We start from the raw sequence: 18,183 nt of genomic DNA, 5'->3' as shown, positions 1-18,183 counted from the left end.
CCACACGCGACGTTCAGAGTTGCGCAGTAATCTCTATCGCCATGGGGGACCACGACGACCTGCGTAAATTCATTACCGACCTGGCTGTGGTCCACGGACGGGTCGTGCTCTCGTCGGGGCGCGAGGCAGACTGGTACGTGGATCTGCGGCGCGTCACGCTCCATCACCGGGCCGCTCCTCTGGTCGGCCGGGTGTTGCTCGACCTCACCGCCGACTGGGAGTTCGACGCCGTCGGGGGCCTCACCTTGGGCGCGGACCCTGTCGCGCTCTCGATGCTGCACGCCGCCGCTCCGACCGGCCGGGCCCTGGACGCCTTTGTGGTGCGCAAGGCGGGCAAGGCCCACGGTCTTCAGCGGCGGATCGAGGGACCGGAGGTGGCCGGCCGACGTGTGTTGGCAGTGGAGGACACCTCCACGACGGGCGGAAGTGTTTTGACCGCTGTCGAGGCACTTCGCGAGGCCGGGGCGGAAGTCGTGGGCGTGGTGGTTATTGTTGATCGAGGCGCCGGCGACGCGGTGCGAGCCGCCGGATTGCCGTACCGGGCGGCCTATACGTTGGCTGACCTCGGCCTTGTGGCGTAAAAGTCTGCCGATTCGGATCTGCTGATATGCAGGCGGATCGATGCTGCTGGTGGAAGGATGGAATACGTGGGAACTGCGTTGGCCGAAATGACTATGCCTCAGATCTCGCCGCTAAACGGCGAGCCGATCGAACGTGCCGATGCCGAGCGTCTCGCCGGGGTCCTCAAGGCCCTTGCTGATCCTGCTCGGTTGCGGCTGCTCAGCCTGATCCAGTCGGCCCCCGAGGGCGAGGCGTGCGTCTGTGACCTGACGGCGCCGCTCGGCCTCTCTCAGCCGACGGTCAGTCATCACCTGCGTATCCTCACCGAGGCCGGCTTGTTGCAGCGGGAGAAGCGCGGTGTCTGGGCGTACTACAGCCTGGTCCCGAGTGCGATCGCGACGATCGCCGACCTGCTGACCCCGCCGCGTAAGCGAGCCACCAAGAAGGCCCGCTGACGTAGGCACTACACGCCGTCCCGAGCCGGGGCGGCGTCCGGTGGCGAGCCAGGGGTGGCGCCACCGGTGGTTGACACCTGCTCGTCCCCGGTCGCACCACCGGAGGCCGGGTTCGACATGCCGACGGCCGACCCCCGCACCAGGGGGCCGGCCGTCGTCGTACCTCAACGGTCCTGACCGTGCTCCGGGCGCTGGTTGCCGTGCTGGTGCCGGTCGTGGTCGAACGCCTCGCGGGCCGCCTCCACCGCGCCAGCGGCACTGGCCGCCGCGACCACCGCGACCGCCTCGCCGCGCTTACGAGCCCGCCGGTCGCGAAGGAACTCGAAGAAGATCGGCAGCACCGAGATCAGAATGATCAGGGCCACCACCGGCAGGATGTAGTGGTCGATCTTGTCGCCGATGGCCTGGTAGATCTGCTCGGCCAGCAGGTAGCCGATCAGCAGGATGCCGTCCACCCAGAGCACCGCGCCGACGATGTTCCAGAGCAGGAACTGCTTGGCCGGCATGCCGAGCGCGCCCGCGACCGGGTTGAGGAACGTCCGGACGATCGGAATGAAGCGCGCCAGCACGACGGCCTTCGCCGGGCCGAACTTCTGGAAGTAGTACTCGGCCTTCTCCACGTACTCCTTCTTGAAGAGCCGGGAATTCGGCCGCTCGAACATCGGCCGGCCGTACCGCGCGCCGAGCCAGTGCCCCAACTGCGCGCCGATGATCGCGCAGATCGGCCCACCGATCAGCAGGCCGGCAAGGGACAGGCGGGTGCCGTCGCCGAAGATCGCGTCCGCCACCGGTGACGAGGCGACCCCGGCGAGGAACAGCAGTGAGTCACCCGGGAAGAAGAAGCCCACCAGCAGGCCGGTCTCGGCGAAGAGGATCACCCACACGCCGATCAGCCCGAAGGTCTGCAACAGATCCTTGGGATCGAGCGGGTTCAGTGCGACGCTCTCCACGAGAGCGCGGGTCTTCTCAGCTGTGTCCACGGCCACAAAGGGTACCGAAGCCCAGGGCCCGGGCCGCGCCGGACCGGCCCGTCACCACCCGCCCGCGCCGTGGGGACCAACGACGGTGCCCCGCCGACCGTGGTGGTCGACGGGGCACCTGTGGTGCGGGTGGATCAGGCGACGAAGCGGGTCCGGCGGCGCTTGGCCACCAGGTAGCCGCCGACGCCCGCGGCGAGCAGCAGCGCGCCGAGGCCGGCGATCAGGCCGGTGGACTGACCGGTGATCGGCAGTGAGCCGCCGTCACCGTCACCGTTGTCGTCGCCTCCGCCTCCGCCGTTGCCGCCATCCGGGGAGGTCGGGTTGATGACGATCTTCGCGGTGTCGTTGCTCTTGTTCGGGTCACCGGTCAGCGAGGTGGTGATGGCACCCGCCGCGTCCGGGACGACCTTGTCGATCCGGAGCAGGAACGAGTACGAGGTGTCGTCGTCCTTCCAGCTCTCAAGGACCTGGCAGGCGTACTCCTTGGCACCCGGCTCGCCCCATGGCGCGGTCCACGGGTCCCACTCCTCCTCAGGCGCGAACGGCACGCAGTCGAAGGGAGCCTCGACCACAGTCGTGTCGGCCGGAACGGACACCCGGACGGGCAGATCCTCGAGCCGGAGACCCGGCGTCCCCTGGCCCAGGTACTCGAGCGTGGCCGGCCCCAGGTTGGTGAAGCTCGGCTCGACGGTGACCTCGTCGCCCTTCTTGCCACTCGCGGTCGCGCCCTTGGTCGAAAGGTCCGCGTGGTTGTCACCGGTGACCCGGACGGTTCCGATGGTGGTGTCGTTCGATTGGTCCAGGTCGGTCTGCGGCACCCGCGCACTCTTCACGGACTGCTCGACCAGACGAAGCTGCTCGCCCTTGCCGGGCTTGACGTCCAGGAACCAGTCCTTGAAAGCCAACTCCCAGTCGTCCGTGGTCCACCAGTCCAGCACGACCGGGAAGCTGGCACCCGTGCGTGCCTCCGGGGCGACCTTGATGGGCAGGTTCCCGGAGAGCTTGTACGCCTTGTTCGGCTCGATCTTGGTGTCGAACTTGCAGAAGGAGGCCATGCCCCACTCGTCTGACTTGCAGTTCGAGAAGTCCCCGCCGTAGGCGGCGAGGTACTCGGCCTGGATGACGAGGACAGCGCCATCGACCGGGGTCTCACCGGCGTTGCGAACGGCGGCCGGCAGGCCGGCGGTGCCACCCGGAGCGCCGCTACCCTCGGTGGTCGGGTCGCTCGCCAGGTCGACGCCTTCGGCGATGGTGACGGCGGACGTCGCCTTGGCGGTCTTGCCGCCGGCGGTGATGCTGATCGCCAGGGAGCCCTTCTGCCCTGGCTTCGCGTCGTCCTTGGCCGTGACCATGTAGTCGAACCAGGGCGACTGGCCCTCCTCGACGTCGGTCTCGCAGTGCAGCTTGGTTGGGGAAACGTCGCAGGTCCAGCCCCACGCCGGCTCCACCGTGGCAATGCCGGCGACCGCGGACAGGTCGACGTCCACGGAGGTCCGACCGAACGTCAGTTCGGACTCCGTATCAGTCGGCTGAGCGTAGACGTAGCCGTAGTCGGTGTGACCGGGCGCGACGAGCAGATCGTGCGTGGCGATTTCGAAAGGAGCCTCGGCGGCGACGGCCGGGCTGGCGGAGGCGGCGACGAACGCGCCTGCTACGCCCAGACCGGCGAGCCAACGCCGGGTGGAATGGGTGAGCATGAGGGGGATTCCTCCAGTTGGGGGATCAGGTGGAGCCCGTGGATCTTAAGGAACCGCTAAGGCTGACGGCAGCCCTCAGAGCCGCACCTCCGGGAAGACGAACCGAAAGGTTGATCAGCGTCACCGCAATGTTCGATCGGTCCGCTCCCGTCATCTGAGGCAGGAGTCCCCGGGAGGTGCAGTGACGTACGAGGAGTTCGCGGACATGCGGCTGGCCCCGCTGCTGCGGTATGCGGTGATGCTGACCGGCGATCCGCACCAGGCTCAGGATCTGGTCCAGGAAGCCATGGTCCGGGTCCAGCTCAACTGGCGTCGGGTCGCCCGGGCTGACTCACCCGAGCGTTACGTACGCCGGATGCTCACCAACCTGGCGCAGTGGGTGGCGCAGCACCCGGGCCAGGTCAACCCCGTCCGGTGATCGGGGGGCATTCACGTCGGCGCCCGCCGCCCGGGTACGGGACGGCGGGGCGCCGGGCGAGCGGGATCGGTCAGGCGACGAAGCGGGAGGTTCGGCGTCGGGCGAGCAGGCAGCCGCCGACACCGGCGACGAGCAGCAGGGCGCCGATGCCGGCGATCAGGTTGGTGGGGGCGCCGGTGATGGGCAGCGAACCACCTCCACCGCCACCGTCGCCATCACCATCACCGTCGCCTTGGCCGCCGTCGCCCTGGGTCGCGTTGACCACGATGGTGGTCCCGTCGTTTGCCGGCTTGATGTCGTCATGGAAGCCCTCGCCGCCGGGGCACTCGCACGGCGCGTTGACCCGCACCGCGCCCCGGGCGTTGGGGGTGACCTTGTCGATGCGCAGCCGGAACTTCATGCTGTAGGTCTGCCCGGCCACCAGGAGCATCTCCGAGGCGCACAGGTACGTGCGGGTGGTGTCCTGCCGCAACCAGCAGTTGTCCGGGACCTCGACGGCGGTGGTGCCCGGCGGTAGCTCGACGTCGGTGTGGGTGGCGGCCTCGAAGTCTCCGTTCGTTCCGTCGAGCGTCGCCGGGCCGTTGTTCCGGAAGCCGACGGTCGCCGTGACGACCGCGCCGGCCGGGCCCTTGAGCGTGGCGCCGATCGCCGCGAGGTCGGTGCCGTTCTTGCCGGTGGCCTTGATGATCCAGCCGGTGTGGTCGTAGCCCGGGCCGACATCGGTCTGGTCCGTCTGCCGCGCCCTGGCGGGTGCCTCGGCCAGAGTCAGTTTCGGGCCGCTGCCGGCGGTGGCCGCCCGTGCGCCGGCGGCCGCCCGCACCCGGGTCAGGTCCTCGAAGTCGGCAGTGGTCATGAACTGGGCGTAGCCAGAGTGATTGGCCGGCGCGTAGGTGTCCTTGACGAATTCGAGGTTCAGCTTGGCGGCGAGCCCGGTGCCCACCGGGATGTCCTCGTCGAACTGGCAGGAGACCAGGTGGTCGCCGGAGTAGCGGCAGTTGCTGAACCGGTCCTTGGTCCGGATCGAGTAGGGGAGGTCGAAGACCGCGACGAAGCCGGTGACGGTCTTGTCACCGGCATTGGCCACGACCAGCGGCACGGTGAACTTCCCACCCGGCTTGGCGGAGAGGATGGTGAATGGCCCACCGGCCAGGTCGACCCCCTCACCGACCCGGACGCGTGAGGTGTAGCTGCCGCGCCGCCCGCCGGCCGCCTGGAAGCTGATGGAGACGTCCCCGGAGTCGCCGAGCCGCGCATCTTCGGTGAGGCCGAGGTGCACCCGCTTGGCCCCGTTGCGGTAGATCCCGCTGCCGAGCGGCGGCATCTCGTACAGGGTGACATCGGAGGGCTCCGTGCAGACGAGAACGTCCGGCTCCGGCGCGGTGCACTCCTGGCCGTCGGCGGGAGTCACGGTGAGCTTCTTGGCCAGGGAACGGTAGTCGTACCGCACGGAGACGTCGGTGAGGACCGTCGGCTCGTCGGCGTACAGCAACAGGCCGCGGATCGTCGCCTCCGCCCCGATGGCCAGGGTGCTGTCCTGGAAGTAGGGCTCGACTGTGGGTGCGGCGACGGCGGGGGTGGCGGAGACGGCGATCAACGCGCCGACGGCGCCGAGCCCGGTCAGCCAGCGGAGCGAGTGCTTGAGCATGGGGATCCTCCCGTGGGGGTACAGGTGGCGCTCGTCCGACTCCGCGGCGGAATCAGCGGTAGTCGTCCTCGTCCCCGGTGACCACCCGGGCCTGCTCCATCGCGTCCCAGTCGTCGACCTCCAGGCCGCGGTGCGGCTCACTGTCGACGTCGGCCGGGCCGGCGACAGTGGCCTGCTCGACCGCGTCCGCCGGATCAGCCTCCGGGTCGCGTTCGTTGGGCGCGAGGTGGTCGCCGGGGGTGAAGTCCTCGTCGGGCTGACCCATCGTCCCTCCCGGGGGTTTCGGGGCACGGTTCCCACCCACCGTACGGGTTGGGTCGGCGCGCCGCCCGGAAGCGGAGTAGGCGGAATCAGCCCTCGGCGACGTGACCCGGTGCCAGGATGGTGCCGTGGGCTTCCTCATCAGACTGGCGATCACCGCTGTCGCGTTGTGGATAACCACGCTGATCGTGCCCGGGGTGGACGTGCACGGCCGCTCGGGTGGCAACACCGTCCTCACCCTGATCGTGGTGGCGCTGATCTTCGGCGTGATCAACGCGGTGCTCAAACCGGTGATCCGGGTTGTCGGCTGCGTGTTCTACCTACTGACACTGGGGCTGTTCGCGCTGGTGGTCAACGCGTTGCTGTTCCTGCTCACCGACCGGATCGCCCGCGGGCTCGACCTGCCGTTCCAGGTGGACGGATTCTGGCCGGCGTTCTGGGGAGCCATCGTGATGACCGTGGTGACCTGGTTGATCAGCGTCATCGTGCCGGACAACCTGGACCGCCGGTGAACGGCTAGCACAAGGGTCGGTTGTTCCGGCGCACCTCACCTACGGGATACTTCCGGGTGGAGGACAGCGCGGTCCGGCGCACAAATGAAAACAGCGGCCAGCACGGCCGAGAGTGGTAAGTAAGGAGCGCATCACATGCCCATCGCTTCCCCCGAGGCTTACGCGGAGATGCTGGACCGCGCCAAGGCCGGCCGGTACGCGTACCCCGCGATCAACGTGACCTCCTCCCAGACGCTGAACGCGGCGCTCAAGGGCTTCGCCGACGCGGAGAGCGACGGCATCATCCAGGTCTCCACCGGTGGCGCCGAATACCTCTCCGGCCCCTCGATCAAGGACATGGTCACCGGTGCGGTGGCGTTCGCCGCGTACGCGCACGAGGTGGCGAAGAAATACTCGGTCAACGTCGCCCTGCACACCGACCACTGCCCGAAGGACAAGCTGGACAAGTTCGTCCGTCCGCTGATGGGCATCTCGCAGGAGCGGGTGAAGCGCGGCGAGGAGCCGCTGTACCAGTCGCACATGTGGGACGGCTCGGCCGTGCCGGTCGCGGAGAACCTGCAGATCGCCTCGCAGCTGCTCGACGAGGCCGCCAAGGCCAAGATCGTCCTTGAGATCGAGGTCGGCGTCGTCGGTGGCGAGGAGGACGGCGTCGAGAACGCCATCAACGACAAGCTCTACACCACCACCGATGACGGTCTGGCCATGGTCGAGGCGCTCGGCCTCGGCGAGAAGGGCCGCTACATGGCGGCGCTGACCTTCGGCAACGTGCACGGCGTCTACAAGCCGGGCAACGTCAAGCTGCGTCCGGAGATCCTCAAGCAGATCCAGGACGCCGTCGGCGCCAAGTACAGCAAGGACAAGCCGCTCAGCCTGGTCTTCCACGGCGGCTCCGGCTCCCTGCTGAGCGAGATCCGCGAGGCTCTGGACTACGGCGTGGTGAAGATGAACATCGACACCGACACCCAGTACGCCTTCACCCGCCCCGTCGCGGACCACATGCTCCGCAACTACGACGGCGTGCTGAAGATCGACGGCGAGGTCGGCAACAAGAAGCTGTACGACCCGCGCGCGTGGGGCAAGGCCGCCGAGGCCGGCCTGGCCGCCCGGGTCGTCCAGGCGTGCGAGGACCTGCGCTCGACCGGCACCACGATGACCAAGTAACGACGTACCACCGACGGCCGGCTCCCCACCCGGGGGCCGGCCGTCGTCGTCAGGTCGTCAGGTCGTCAGCAGGCGTACGGCCTCGCGGACGTCGTCGGTGAGGTGGATCGTCGACGACAGGTCGCCGAACGGGGACGCGGCCAGCAGCGGGCGCAACAGCGCCTCCACCGGCAGCTCCACGGTCCAGTAGGCGCGGTCCAGGAAGATGTACGCCCCACTGGCGCCGTCGGTGCCGTAGTAGGTCTTCGTGGCCGCCTGGAACACCTCCTGCACCGTGCCCGCCCGCCCCGGCGCGAAGACGATGCCGCCTCGGGCGAGGCGCAGGATGGTGTCCTCCCGGATCGCGTTCGAGAAGTACTTCGCGATCCGCCCGGCGAACAGGTTCGCCGGCTCGTGCCCGTACAGCCAGGTCGGAATGGCCAGACCACCCGCACGCGCCCAGCCCTGGTCGTCGCCGCGTTGCCGGGGCACCCCCGCGTACCGCTGCCGGACCGTCAGCGCCGCGGCCGTGTACCTGTGGTGGTCGGTGAAGTCGGGGGCGGTGGCCAGCAGGTCGATCGCCGCCGTCACGTCGGTCGCCGGCCGGTCCGCCAGGTAGGCGCCGAGGTTCGCGGCCTCCATCACCCCGGGGCCACCGCCGGTCACCACCAGCCGGTCGGCCCGCGCCAGCTCCCAACCCAGCACGGCCGCCATCCGGTACGCGGGACTGCCCCGTCGCACCGCGTGACCGCCCATGATGCCCACCACCGACTGCGGCCCGTACGCGGCCAGCCAGACCCGGGTGGCGTCGGCCAACGCGTTGTCCACGCCGTGGTCGTGCAGCCGCTGACCCAGCGCCTCCTTGACGTCCGGCAGCGCGCCGCCGTGCGCCCGGTAGTGGTCGTACACCCGGGTGTCGTACATCCCGGTGAACCCGCCCTCGGCGAACCCGGCGGCCAGCTCGTCGGGGGTGTAGAGGTGCGTCGGCTGGGTCGGGTACGGCAGCCCGGAGAACGGCGGCACCACGTTCGCACCGCGCCGGACCAGGTCGGCGCCCACGTCCCGGGACGCGAACCGGCAACCGACGAAGAGGGTGCCGGCGACGTCGACGCCGGTCAGGTCGGGCACCGGCGCGAGGTCGAGCCGCAGGCCCTGCACGGTCAGCCCGGTCAGCCGACCGGTGGCCAACTGTTGATCGAACTCGGCCCGGGTCTGGATCTCACCGGCGTGCAGGTGCGGCTCGATGACGTCCGCGGGAGGTGGGGTCGGCACCGGGCCATCCTGCCCCTCCGCCGGGGCCGGCCAAACCTCGGGCCGGGGGTGGAACCGACAGGAGCCCGGTGGTCGTGGCCACCGGGCTCCTGCATAACCGGTTCCTGGGGAGGCTCCGGACCATTAGTTGTAGTGGAAAACACCAGGCGGCGGCATAGGCCGCAGGCGTGACCAACTCCTCAGCCGTTCAGCGGAACACGTCGGCCGACCCGCTCGCGTGTCGCACTGTCCAGCGGGTTGAATGGGGCGATGCAGAACCTTTTGCCAGAGCCACCGGCCACCCGCCTGCCCGTGAACGACGAGGCCGACGCCGCCCTGGCCGCCGCCGACGAGGCCGGCACCGACGAGGCGTACGCCAACGTGGCGGCCGGCTTCCCGACCTACAGCGCGGCCTGGGCGGAGCTCGCGGCGCGGGCGTTCGCGCAGGGCCAGGTGGTGGCGGCGTACGCGTACGCCCGCACCGGCTACCACCGGGGCCTCGACCAGTTGCGCCGCAGCGGGTGGAAGGGGCACGGCCCGGTGCCGTGGTCACACGAGCCCAACCGGGGCTTCCTCCGCTGCCTGTACGTGCTGACCCGCGCTGCTGACGAGATCGGCGAGGCCGACGAGGCGGCCCGCTGCGCCCAGTTCCTGCGCGACTGCGACCCGGAAGCGGCGGACGCGCTGGCGAGCAACTGACCCCGCCCCGGCGGCCGGCCCCGGATCGGGCCGGCCGTCGGCGGGTTACAACCCTTCGGCGACCGCGGCGGCGATCTTCAGCCAGGCGTCGCGGGTGGCCGAGGAGAGCCCGCCGTACCGGATTGGCTCGCCACTGTCGATGAGCCGCTCGTACGGGGCCAGCAGCACCGCCCGGGTGCGGGCCGCGAAGTGCTCCTGGATGGCCGGCAGGTCGATCTCCTTGCGGGACGGCGGCATCGACACCACAGTCACGGCCTGCCGAACCAGCCGTTGCCGGCCGCTCTGCTCCAGGTGGTCGAGCATCCGGGCGGCGGTCTCGGCGGAGTCGTTACGGGCCGACATGGTGACCACCAACTGGTCGGTGGCGTCCATCGACGCCTGCCAGTTCTGCGCCCGGACGTTGTTCCCGGTGTCCACGAAGATCAACTTGTAGAACCGGCTGACCACCTCGCGGATCTCGGCGAACGCGGCAGCGGTCAACATCTCGCCACCGGTGGCCGACTCGTCCGAGGCCAGGACGTCGAACATCCCCTCGCCCTGCGAACGGACGTACTGCGACAGGTCGCCGACCCGCCCGTGCGCACCCTGGAACTGCCCGAGGTCACGCAGCATGTCCCGCACCGTGCGGGAGTGGAAGTCCTGTTGCGCGCGCATCCCCAGGGTGCCCTGGGTTTCGTTGTTGTCCCAGGCCAGCACGTAACCGCCGCGCTTCTGACCGAACGTCATCGCGAGCAGCAGGATGGCCACCGTCTTACCGGCGCCGCCCTTCGGGTTGACCACTGTCACCTGCCGCAGGCCGCCGAAGTTGCGGCGCACCATCTCGATGTCCCGCTTGAGCTCCTGCTCGTGCCGCCCCGGAGAGAGCCGGAGCAGGCCCATCCTGTTGACCACCGCGCGTACGCCCATTGTCGCCACCGGGTCCGCGGGTCGAACCTGGCGGCGTCGGGCGAAGTCCTCGGCGGTCGGCGCGGCGGTTTCCTCAGGTGTCCAGCTCGCATCCGGGTACGCGGGGGCATCCGGGTACGCGGGGGCATCCGGGTACGCGGGGGCCGGCACCCGGGTCACCCCGTCCGCCTCCAGGTACGGCTGTCCGGGCGTGCCGCCGGGCGAGCCCTGCTGCCAGGGCGGTGGGTACCAACCCGGTGAGGGCGGAAACGGGCCAGGTGGTGGGGTCGGTGGCACGGCCTGCGGCGGAACCTGCTGCGGCGCGGGAGGGCCGGGCGGCGGGTTGCTGAACTGCGTCAGGTCGGGCGGCGGCGGAATCTGCGCCGGGCCGACCTGGCCGGGGATGGCCGGAGCGAACGGCTGCCCGGTGTGTGCCTGTGCGGGACCGACGTGCGGGACGACGGGCGGCGGAGGCGGAATCGGAGGCGTCGCGTTGGCCTCGTCCTGAGCGGGCGTGGCTCCAGCCGGGCGTTGCGGCGGATACGCCCACGGCGACTCGGCAATCGGCCGCGCCGGCCCGTCGGCGGACCCGTCCTCACCAGGCCCGCCGGCCTGTGGCACCGGTCCGCCAACCGGCGGCACGGGTCCGCCGGGCTGTGGTGCCGGCCCACCAGCGTGCGGTGCCGGCCCACCAGCGTGCGGTGCCGGACCGGCCGCCGCAGGGCCCGCGGCCGAGGAGTCCGCCGGCGCGGAGCCGGCGGCCGGCGGGCTGTCGGTGGCGCTCGGGCTGGCGGCGGACGCGGTGGCGGCCGGGATGGGCCGGTCGGTGGCTGCGGCCGTGGTGGGGTGGCCGGCGGCTGCCGCTGCGGCGGGGCGGTCGGCTGCGGTGGCGCGGTCGGCTGCGGTGGGGCGGTCCAGGGTGAACGGCAGGTCCAGGTCGACGCCGCCCGGGGTGATCGGCGCGGCGGTCGGACCCCGGTCGCCGGGCTGCGCCTGCACCCCTTCGCCGGCCCTGCCGGCCGCGTCGGGCGCGTCGCTCGCGACGGGTCGGCCGTCCCTCGGCGCGGAGGTGATGTTCGGTGTCGCAGCGGCAACGGGGATGCCGGTGCCAGTTGGCCCCCCGTTGCTCCCGGGGCCGGTTGCCGGCGGCGTCGGCTGCGCACCTGCCGCTGGCGGAGCGGGCGGCGGTGACACAGCGGCCGGGTCGGTCGGTGGTGGCCAACTCGGCTGCGCCGGTGCCCAACCCGACCCGGTGCCGGACGGGCCACTGGGCCCCCACCCCCCGGGTGCCGGGACGGCGCCGGTGAGCGACGGGTAGTCCGACGGCGAGGGCGGCGACTGGGCCGCGGCGCCGGGCTGGCCGGGGACCGGCGGTCGCCCGATCGGAGGCGCGGCCACCGGTGGCGTGACCGGCGGCGCGACCGACGACGGCCCACCCCGCTGCTCGGCAACCGCAGCCCAGGGCGGCACCGCGCCCCGGTCGCCCGGATCCGGCGGCCAGAGTGGTTCGACGTCCCGTTCCGGCACCGGCTGCTGGCCGGGCACCTGCGCCCGGTCGGCGTTCTCGTCCATTACGGCCCTCCCCAGTCCTCCTGCGAGGATAGGCCCATTCGCCCAGCAGGGCCGATCGGCGCAGGCAGGTCGGCCGGTCGCGCGGTCGAGGTCAGATCGACCAGACCGCCCAGGCCCCCGGCTCGATCCACCAGGAACGCTTGCGGGTCAGCTCACCCTCGACACCGTCGTCGAGGTACGGCACCTTGCCCTCCCTGGGCAGCACCGACACCGCCCGCCCACGGGCCCGCCGAACTTCGAGGCGTACCCGCTTGCGCCCCCACGCCGAGCGGACGACCACCGGCACGGCCACCGCTACCTCGACCTCGCCGTCGGCCGGGTCCGGCGCGGTCAGCAGCGTCACGTCGTCGAGCGTCGCGTACCCGCCGGCGTTGCCGACCGCGCAGGCCAGCAGCGGTTCCGCGCCGTCGCTGAGAATCGTGTCGTCGACCTCCACCCGGGCGCGCCAGTGCAGCGGGCGGCCGGCGTCGTCGGCGGCGCCGAGGAGCGCGCCGTCCAGGGTCACCGAGCCGCCGTCGTTGCGCAGCAGGTCCAGCCGGCGTGGTGTGCCGTCCAGCACCGCGGCGGCCACCGCCGCCGGGTCGCGGGGCAGCCCGAGCTGCGCGGCCAGGTCCCGGTGGGTGCCGGCACGAGCCGGATCGAGCGGGAGCACGGCCACCGGAGGCAGGTCGGGCAGGGTCCGGTTGCCGGGCAGGTCCGTCGGGCGCTTGCTCGGCGCCGGGGCGTACCGCTTGACCAGCCGGCGCAGCACGGCGCGTAACTGCCCGTCGCTGGCCGTGGCGATGACCAGCCGGGTCTTGCTGTCCGGGTCCGGCCAGGTGAGGCCGTCCGGGCGGGGCGGGCCGTCGAGTCGGGCCAACACCGCGTCGATCTCTGCATCGGAACGGGCGGTGACCGTCTCCACCCGGGCCCCCCGGGCGTTCAGCGCATCGGCGCAGGCCAGCACCGGCACCCGTGGCCGCTCCGTCGGGCACTGCTCGGTGTCGGTCTGGCCGGCGCTGGTCTGGCCGGTGTCGGTCTGGCTCGTCGGCGCGGTGTCGGCCCCGGTCGCACCACCGCAGCAGGCCCCGCCGCTGCCACAGCCCCCGGGAGCGTCCCGCTCCGAACCGAGGGTGAGCAGCACCACGTCGTACACCGAAGGAGCCTCCTGCCTCTCGACGCGACCCCTGCCGGCCACGCCGTCACTACTTGTTAACCTGACACCCCGGGCTCGCCGAGCGGTCGCCACCTGGCACCCGAGCCTTCTGGAGGCGGAAAAGATGCCAGCGATCGTGCTGCTCGGCGCTCAGTGGGGCGACGAGGGCAAGGGCAAGGTTACCGACCTGCTGGGTGAGCGGGTCGACTACGTCGTGCGCTACTCCGGCGGCAACAACGCCGGGCACACGGTGATCACCCCGGACGGTCAGAAGTACGCGCTGCACCTGATGCCGTCCGGCGCGCTCTCACCGGACGCGATGATCGTCATCGGCAACGGTGTGGTGGTCGACCCGAAGGTGCTGCTCGCCGAGATCGACGGTCTGGCCGAGCGCGGCGTCGACGTGTCCCGGCTGCGGATCTCCGGTGACGCGCACCTGATCATGCCGCACCACCGGGCGCTGGACCGGGTCATCGAGCGCTACCTCGGCTCGTCCCGGATCGGCACCACCGGCCGCGGCATCGGCCCGGCCTACGGCGACAAGGTCGCCCGGATCGGCATCCGCCTCCAGGACCTGCTCGACCCGGGCATCCTGCGCAAGAAGCTGGAACTCGCGCTGCGCGAGAAGAACCAGATCCTGTTCAAGGTCTACAACCGCAAGGCAATCGACCTCGAGGCGACAGTCGAGGAGTACCTGGAGTACGCGGAGCGGCTCAAGCCGTACATCGCGGAGACCCGGGCGATGCTCTGGGACGCCCTGGACCGGGGCGAGACGGTGCTGCTGGAGGGCGCCCAGGCCACCATGCTCGACATGGACCACGGCACCTACCCCTTCGTGACCTCGTCCAACCCGACCGCCGGTGGCGCCTGCGTGGGCGCGGGCATCCCGCCGACCGCGATCAACAAGGTCATCGCGGTGAGCAAGGCGTACACCACCCGGGTCGGTGCCGGGCCGTTCCCGACCGAGCTGTTCGACGCCAACGGTGACCACCTGCGCAAGATCGGCGCGGAGTACGGCACCACCACCGGGCGGGAACGCCGGTGCGGGTGGTTCGACGCTGTCGTCGCCCGGTACGCCTGCCGCCTCAACGGCGTCACCGACCTGGTCATCACCAAGCTGGACGTGCTCACCGGCCTGCCCAAGGTGCCGATCTGCGTCGGTTACGAGATCAACGGCGTCCGGGTCGACGACATGCCGATGAGTCAGACGGACTTCCACCACGCCAAGCCGGTCTTCGAGGAACTCGACGGCTGGTGGGAGGACATCACCAAGGCCCGCACCCTCGACGACCTCCCGGAGAACGCCCGCCGCTACATCGCGAGGGTCGAAGAACTCTGCAACACCAGGGTGAGCGTCGTAGGCGTAGGCCCAGGCCGAGAAGAAAACGTCCACCTACACCCCCTCCTCCCCTAATCCCGCACCGCCGTAACCCCGCTGCGTTGATCATGAGGTTGACGGGCTATTCGATCTATAAGAGTCCCGTTAACCTCATGATCACCGCGGCGGCGGCGGACGTCGTTGTCCACAGGGTTATCCACAGGGCTGGTGGTTGATCGGTGGAGCGGTCAGCGTGGGCTTGTGGATCGCGCAGACCTTGTTCGCTCGATTGCGGCCGCCCAGGATGAGCTGATCACCCGAGCGCAGGCGCTGAGAGCCGGATTTAGCCGGCATGACATCGATCACCTGGTGGCGGTGGGTCGTTGGCGGCCACTTGCTCGAGCGGTCTATCTGACGCACGGCCGGCACGGTGAAGCACCTGCTCGTCGGTGTCGCATTCGCGCTGCCGTGCTGTCGCTGGGCCCGGAGGCTCATGCGGTGTTCGGCACCGCGGCTGAGTTGTACGGCATCGCCGGACTGCCTCGTCGGGACGAGATCCATGTGGCGCTGCCGGGCAGGGCGGCAAGGCTGGCGCGGGTGGCGGATCCCGCGATCGTGCTGCACCAGCTCGAACACCCTCGGGGCGCGGTGGTGCAGGTGAACGGGATCGCGGCGACCGAACCACGGCTGACCGTCTCCGAAATCATCCTGCGGGAGCGCCGGTACGCAGCGGTCGCAGTGCTCGATTCCGCCCTCAATCGGGGGCTCCTCACGCCCGATTGCCTATCAACCATTCCGGCGCTGATTCGAGGTCGACGCGGTGCGGTCGCAGCACGCGGTTACCTCGCTGAGGCGGATGGCAGGGCGCAGTCGCCACTGGAAACCCGCTCTCGGCTTCGATGCGTTGACGGGGGAGTTCCGCCGGACACGCTGCAGGTGGAAGTGCGCGACGACGACGGCTGTCTGCTCGGCATCGGTGACCTGGGTTGGCGCGGCGCAAGGCTGATCGCCGAAGCGGACGGCCGAGACGCGCACGGCACCCTGGAGGCCGCCTATGCCGACCGCCGTCGCCAGAACCGCCTGGTCAACGCCGGCTGGACCATCCTCCGTTTCACCTGGCAGGACACCCTCCGCCCCGACTACATCCCCCACACGGTCCGCGCTGCCCTACATACCCGTCGATCATGAGGTTGACGGGCCAGTGGATCACCAGATGCCCCGCCAACCTCATGATCAACCGGGCTTGGGCGGGGGACAGTAGGATCTCGGGCGTGCGGGTTCTTTTGGTTGGTGGTGGTGGGCGGGAGCATGCGCTTGCGCTTGGGCTGGTTGGCGATTCGGGGGTTTCCGCGCTCGTTGCGGCGCCGGGTAACCCGGGGATCGCTGGCGTGGCTGAGCTGCGCGCGGTGACTCCGACAGATCCGGCCGCGGTGGCGGAGTTGGCCGTGGAGATGGCGGCGGACCTGGTGGTGATCGGGCCCGAGGCGCCGTTGGTCGCCGGGGTCGCCGATGCCGTACGCGCCAAGGGCATCGCCGTGTTCGGTCCGTCCGGCGCTGCCGCTCAGCTGGAGGGTTCCAAGGCGTTCGCCAAGGACGTGATGACCGCCGCCGGCGTGCCGACCGCCCGGGCGTACGTCTGCACGGATGAGCAGAGCACCGCTCGGGCGCTGGACGAGTTCGGCGCGCCGTACGTGGTGAAGGACGACGGGCTGGCCGCCGGCAAGGGCGTGGTGGTGACCGACGACCGGGCCGCCGCGCTGGCACACGCGGGCGAGTGTGGACGTGTCGTGGTCGAGGAGTTCCTCGACGGCCCGGAGGTCAGCCTTTTCGTGGTCACCGACGGCGAGGCGGCGCTGCCGTTGTTGCCGGCTCAGGATTTCAAGCGGCTCGGCGACGGCGACAGCGGGCCGAACACGGGCGGTATGGGGGCGTACGCGCCGCTGGCCTGGACCCCGTCCGGCCTGGTCGACGATGTCATGCGCGATGTGGTCCACCCGACGCTCGCGGAGATGCGTCGCCGGGGCACCCCGTTCGCCGGCCTGCTCTACGTCGGGCTCGCGATCACGGCCGCCGGCCCACGGGTGATCGAGTTCAACGCGCGCTTCGGTGACCCGGAGACCCAGGTGGTGCTCGCGTTGCTGGAGACCCCGCTGGGTGGGTTGCTGCACGCGGCGGCCACCGGCACGTTGGCCGAGCACCCGCCGCTGCGGTGGCGGGACGGCAGCGCCGTGACAGTGGTGCTCGCCTCGCCTGGTTATCCGGCCGCGCCGCGCACCGGCGACGTGATCACCGGCGCGGACGGTCCGGGCATCATCCACGCGGGCACCGCCCGCCGGGCCAGCGACGGCGCATTGCTCTCCGCCGGCGGCCGGGTCCTCTGCGGTACGGCCACCGGCTCCGACCTGGCCGCCGCACGGGATGCCGCGTACGCGCTGGTGGACGGGGTGGAGCTGGCCGGCTCGCAGCACCGCACCGACATCGCCGCCGCCGCGATCGATGGTCGGATCACCATTCCGTCCTAGGCGCGTACCGCCACCGCTGGCTGTCCCGAGGGGTTCTTCCGGAGTAGCCAGCCGACCGGCGGGCTGACCAGCGGACGCAGCGCCCACACCACCGGCCGGCTGGTGGTGATCCAGACCACCGCGACCACCACGGCGACAAGTGCCAGCAGTGCCGGGATGCTGTCGACTCGTCTGTCGAGTGTGGACCACGCGAAGGCCAGGACGGCGAACCCGTGCAGCAGGTACGGGTACATGGAGTTGGCGCCCCAGCCCGTGAGGAACGTCTGGCGGCGCGGTGCCAGCATCATGATCGCCCAGGTCATCGCCAACGCGACGGCCATCAGTCCGAGCCGGATCAGGACGCCGTCGGTCAGGTCCACCCCGATGCGCTGGTAGGTGCTGTTCCAGTACACCCAGAGGTTCGACAGGCGCGAACCGACCAGGTAGGCGATCGGCACGGCAGCGATGAGCACGGCGACCGCGGCGAGCCGCACCCGGGTGGACGGGCCGTACGCCAGCCTGCCGCGTCCGAGCCAGACGCCGAGGACGAAGAAGGGCAGCATTCCGGCCACCCGGTTCAACGACAGGGCGTCGCTGAGGACAGTGGACGTTCCGGCGAGAAGAGAGACCCCGATCGCGATCACGGCAGCTCCGCGAAGCTGAGCGAACAGCGGGGTGAGCATCCGCCAGATGAGCAGGGCGGGCAGGAACCACAGGTGGTAGACCGGGGTCAGGAACTGGTTCATCGTCCAGTTCACGGGCCGGTCCATCGCCGTGTAGAAGCCCATGTAGAGCAGTTGGAAGACCACGTACGGAGCGAGCAGGTCACGCACCAGCGACGCCGCCCGGCGCCCGGTGAGCTCGGTTGCCGAGAGCATCCCGGACAGCATCGCGAAGGCCGGCATGTGGCACAGGTAGATCAGCGTGTAAATCGTTCGGCCACCCGGCGAGGAGCCGACCGTCTGACCCACTGTGTGGCCGAGCACGACCAGGAGGATCAGGAGCCCTTTGACGTTGTCGATGTACGGGTCGCGGGTGGCCGGTGCGACTGCGACGTCGCTGCTCTCGGGCCGCACCAGGGTTGTCACCCGGCAAGGCTGCCGGGCCGCCGATATTCGATCTAGTAGAAGTGAACAGGATCACAAAACCTGGA

Annotated in this window: 17 protein-coding genes; 9 read left to right on the top strand and 8 right to left on the bottom strand. The window is 70.6% G+C overall.

Annotated elements, in window-relative coordinates; all coding sequences use genetic code 11:
- Positions 1–41 precede the first annotated feature (41 nt).
- Together pyrE and KBX71_RS14385 are read left to right on the top strand one after the other, a co-directional pair.
- Complete coding sequence (gene pyrE, locus KBX71_RS14390; RefSeq protein WP_112586136.1) at positions 42–581, top strand: orotate phosphoribosyltransferase; 540 nt, start codon at positions 42–44, stop codon at positions 579–581.
- Positions 582–638: 57 nt separating this feature from the next.
- A complete protein-coding gene (locus tag KBX71_RS14385; RefSeq protein WP_030332125.1) occupies positions 639–1,016 on the top strand; it encodes a helix-turn-helix transcriptional regulator in 378 nt (125 codons plus the stop codon).
- Between the two features lie 164 nt (positions 1,017–1,180).
- Here KBX71_RS14385 and KBX71_RS14380 read toward each other — a convergent pair whose 3' ends face one another.
- Positions 1,181–2,002, bottom strand: coding sequence for a DedA family protein (locus KBX71_RS14380; protein ID WP_210818375.1), 822 nt, complete (start codon positions 2,000–2,002; stop codon positions 1,181–1,183).
- Positions 2,003–2,130: 128 nt separating this feature from the next.
- Positions 2,131–3,693, bottom strand: a complete 1,563-nt coding sequence (locus KBX71_RS14375) for an LPXTG cell wall anchor domain-containing protein (protein ID WP_210818374.1) — start codon at positions 3,691–3,693, stop codon at positions 2,131–2,133.
- Between the two features lie 181 nt (positions 3,694–3,874).
- Between KBX71_RS14375 and KBX71_RS14370 the strand changes: the two genes are divergently transcribed.
- On the top strand, positions 3,875–4,111 hold the full coding sequence (locus KBX71_RS14370; RefSeq protein WP_307847071.1) for a sigma factor: 237 nt from the start codon (positions 3,875–3,877) through the stop codon (positions 4,109–4,111).
- Between the two features lie 70 nt (positions 4,112–4,181).
- Here KBX71_RS14370 and KBX71_RS14365 read toward each other — a convergent pair whose 3' ends face one another.
- On the bottom strand, positions 4,182–5,756 hold the full coding sequence (locus KBX71_RS14365) for an LPXTG cell wall anchor domain-containing protein (RefSeq protein WP_210818373.1): 1,575 nt from the start codon (positions 5,754–5,756) through the stop codon (positions 4,182–4,184).
- Positions 5,757–5,808: 52 nt separating this feature from the next.
- Entirely contained in the window at positions 5,809–6,021 is a 213-nt protein-coding gene (locus KBX71_RS14360; RefSeq protein WP_124819040.1) for a hypothetical protein, read from the bottom strand.
- A gap of 124 nt (positions 6,022–6,145) precedes the next feature.
- Between KBX71_RS14360 and KBX71_RS14355 the strand changes: the two genes are divergently transcribed.
- Both KBX71_RS14355 and fbaA read left to right on the top strand, forming a co-directional pair.
- Positions 6,146–6,529 carry a phage holin family protein gene (locus KBX71_RS14355; protein ID WP_030491363.1) on the top strand — a complete coding sequence of 128 codons (384 nt, stop codon included), beginning with the start codon at positions 6,146–6,148 and terminating at the stop codon, positions 6,527–6,529.
- Between the two features lie 135 nt (positions 6,530–6,664).
- Positions 6,665–7,690, top strand: a complete 1,026-nt coding sequence (gene fbaA, locus KBX71_RS14350) for a class II fructose-bisphosphate aldolase (protein ID WP_210818372.1) — start codon at positions 6,665–6,667, stop codon at positions 7,688–7,690.
- 57 nt (positions 7,691–7,747) lie between these two features.
- Here fbaA and KBX71_RS14345 read toward each other — a convergent pair whose 3' ends face one another.
- Entirely contained in the window at positions 7,748–8,941 is a 1,194-nt protein-coding gene (locus KBX71_RS14345) for an LOG family protein (RefSeq protein ID WP_210818371.1), read from the bottom strand.
- Between the two features lie 249 nt (positions 8,942–9,190).
- Between KBX71_RS14345 and KBX71_RS14340 the strand changes: the two genes are divergently transcribed.
- Positions 9,191–9,619 (top strand): DUF3151 domain-containing protein, encoded by a 429-nt coding sequence (locus KBX71_RS14340; protein WP_124819034.1) that lies wholly within the window; start codon positions 9,191–9,193, stop codon positions 9,617–9,619.
- 45 nt (positions 9,620–9,664) lie between these two features.
- Here the strand turns inward: KBX71_RS14340 and KBX71_RS14335 are convergent, their stop codons facing one another.
- Entirely contained in the window at positions 9,665–12,076 is a 2,412-nt protein-coding gene (locus tag KBX71_RS14335; protein ID WP_210818370.1) for a chromosome partitioning protein, read from the bottom strand.
- A gap of 91 nt (positions 12,077–12,167) precedes the next feature.
- Positions 12,168–13,211 (bottom strand): diacylglycerol kinase family protein, encoded by a 1,044-nt coding sequence (locus KBX71_RS14330; protein ID WP_210818369.1) that lies wholly within the window; start codon positions 13,209–13,211, stop codon positions 12,168–12,170.
- A 124-nt stretch (positions 13,212–13,335) separates the two neighbouring features.
- Here KBX71_RS14330 and KBX71_RS14325 point away from each other — a divergent pair, with 124 nt between their 5' ends.
- From KBX71_RS14325 to purD, 3 genes are all read left to right on the top strand, one after another.
- On the top strand, positions 13,336–14,625 hold the full coding sequence (locus KBX71_RS14325) for an adenylosuccinate synthase (RefSeq protein WP_196928843.1): 1,290 nt from the start codon (positions 13,336–13,338) through the stop codon (positions 14,623–14,625).
- A gap of 165 nt (positions 14,626–14,790) precedes the next feature.
- Positions 14,791–15,717 (top strand): type IV toxin-antitoxin system AbiEi family antitoxin domain-containing protein, encoded by a 927-nt coding sequence (locus KBX71_RS14320; protein WP_307847070.1) that lies wholly within the window; start codon positions 14,791–14,793, stop codon positions 15,715–15,717.
- An 83-nt stretch (positions 15,718–15,800) separates the two neighbouring features.
- On the top strand, positions 15,801–17,051 hold the full coding sequence (gene purD, locus KBX71_RS14315; protein WP_210818368.1) for a phosphoribosylamine--glycine ligase: 1,251 nt from the start codon (positions 15,801–15,803) through the stop codon (positions 17,049–17,051).
- On the opposite strand, the gene KBX71_RS14310 is transcribed toward purD, so the two are convergent.
- On the bottom strand, positions 17,048–18,118 hold the full coding sequence (locus KBX71_RS14310) for an acyltransferase family protein (RefSeq protein ID WP_210818367.1): 1,071 nt from the start codon (positions 18,116–18,118) through the stop codon (positions 17,048–17,050). The two genes, purD and KBX71_RS14310, sit on opposite strands and share 4 nt — an antisense overlap.
- Positions 18,119–18,183: the final 65 nt, after the last annotated feature.

It is taken from the genome of Micromonospora sp. D93 (genome assembly GCF_018070365.1).
GTDB lineage: Bacteria > Actinomycetota > Actinomycetes > Mycobacteriales > Micromonosporaceae > Micromonospora > Micromonospora ureilytica.
Note: the sequence above shows the minus strand (reverse complement) of the source record. Positions and strands in the feature narration are given on the sequence as shown.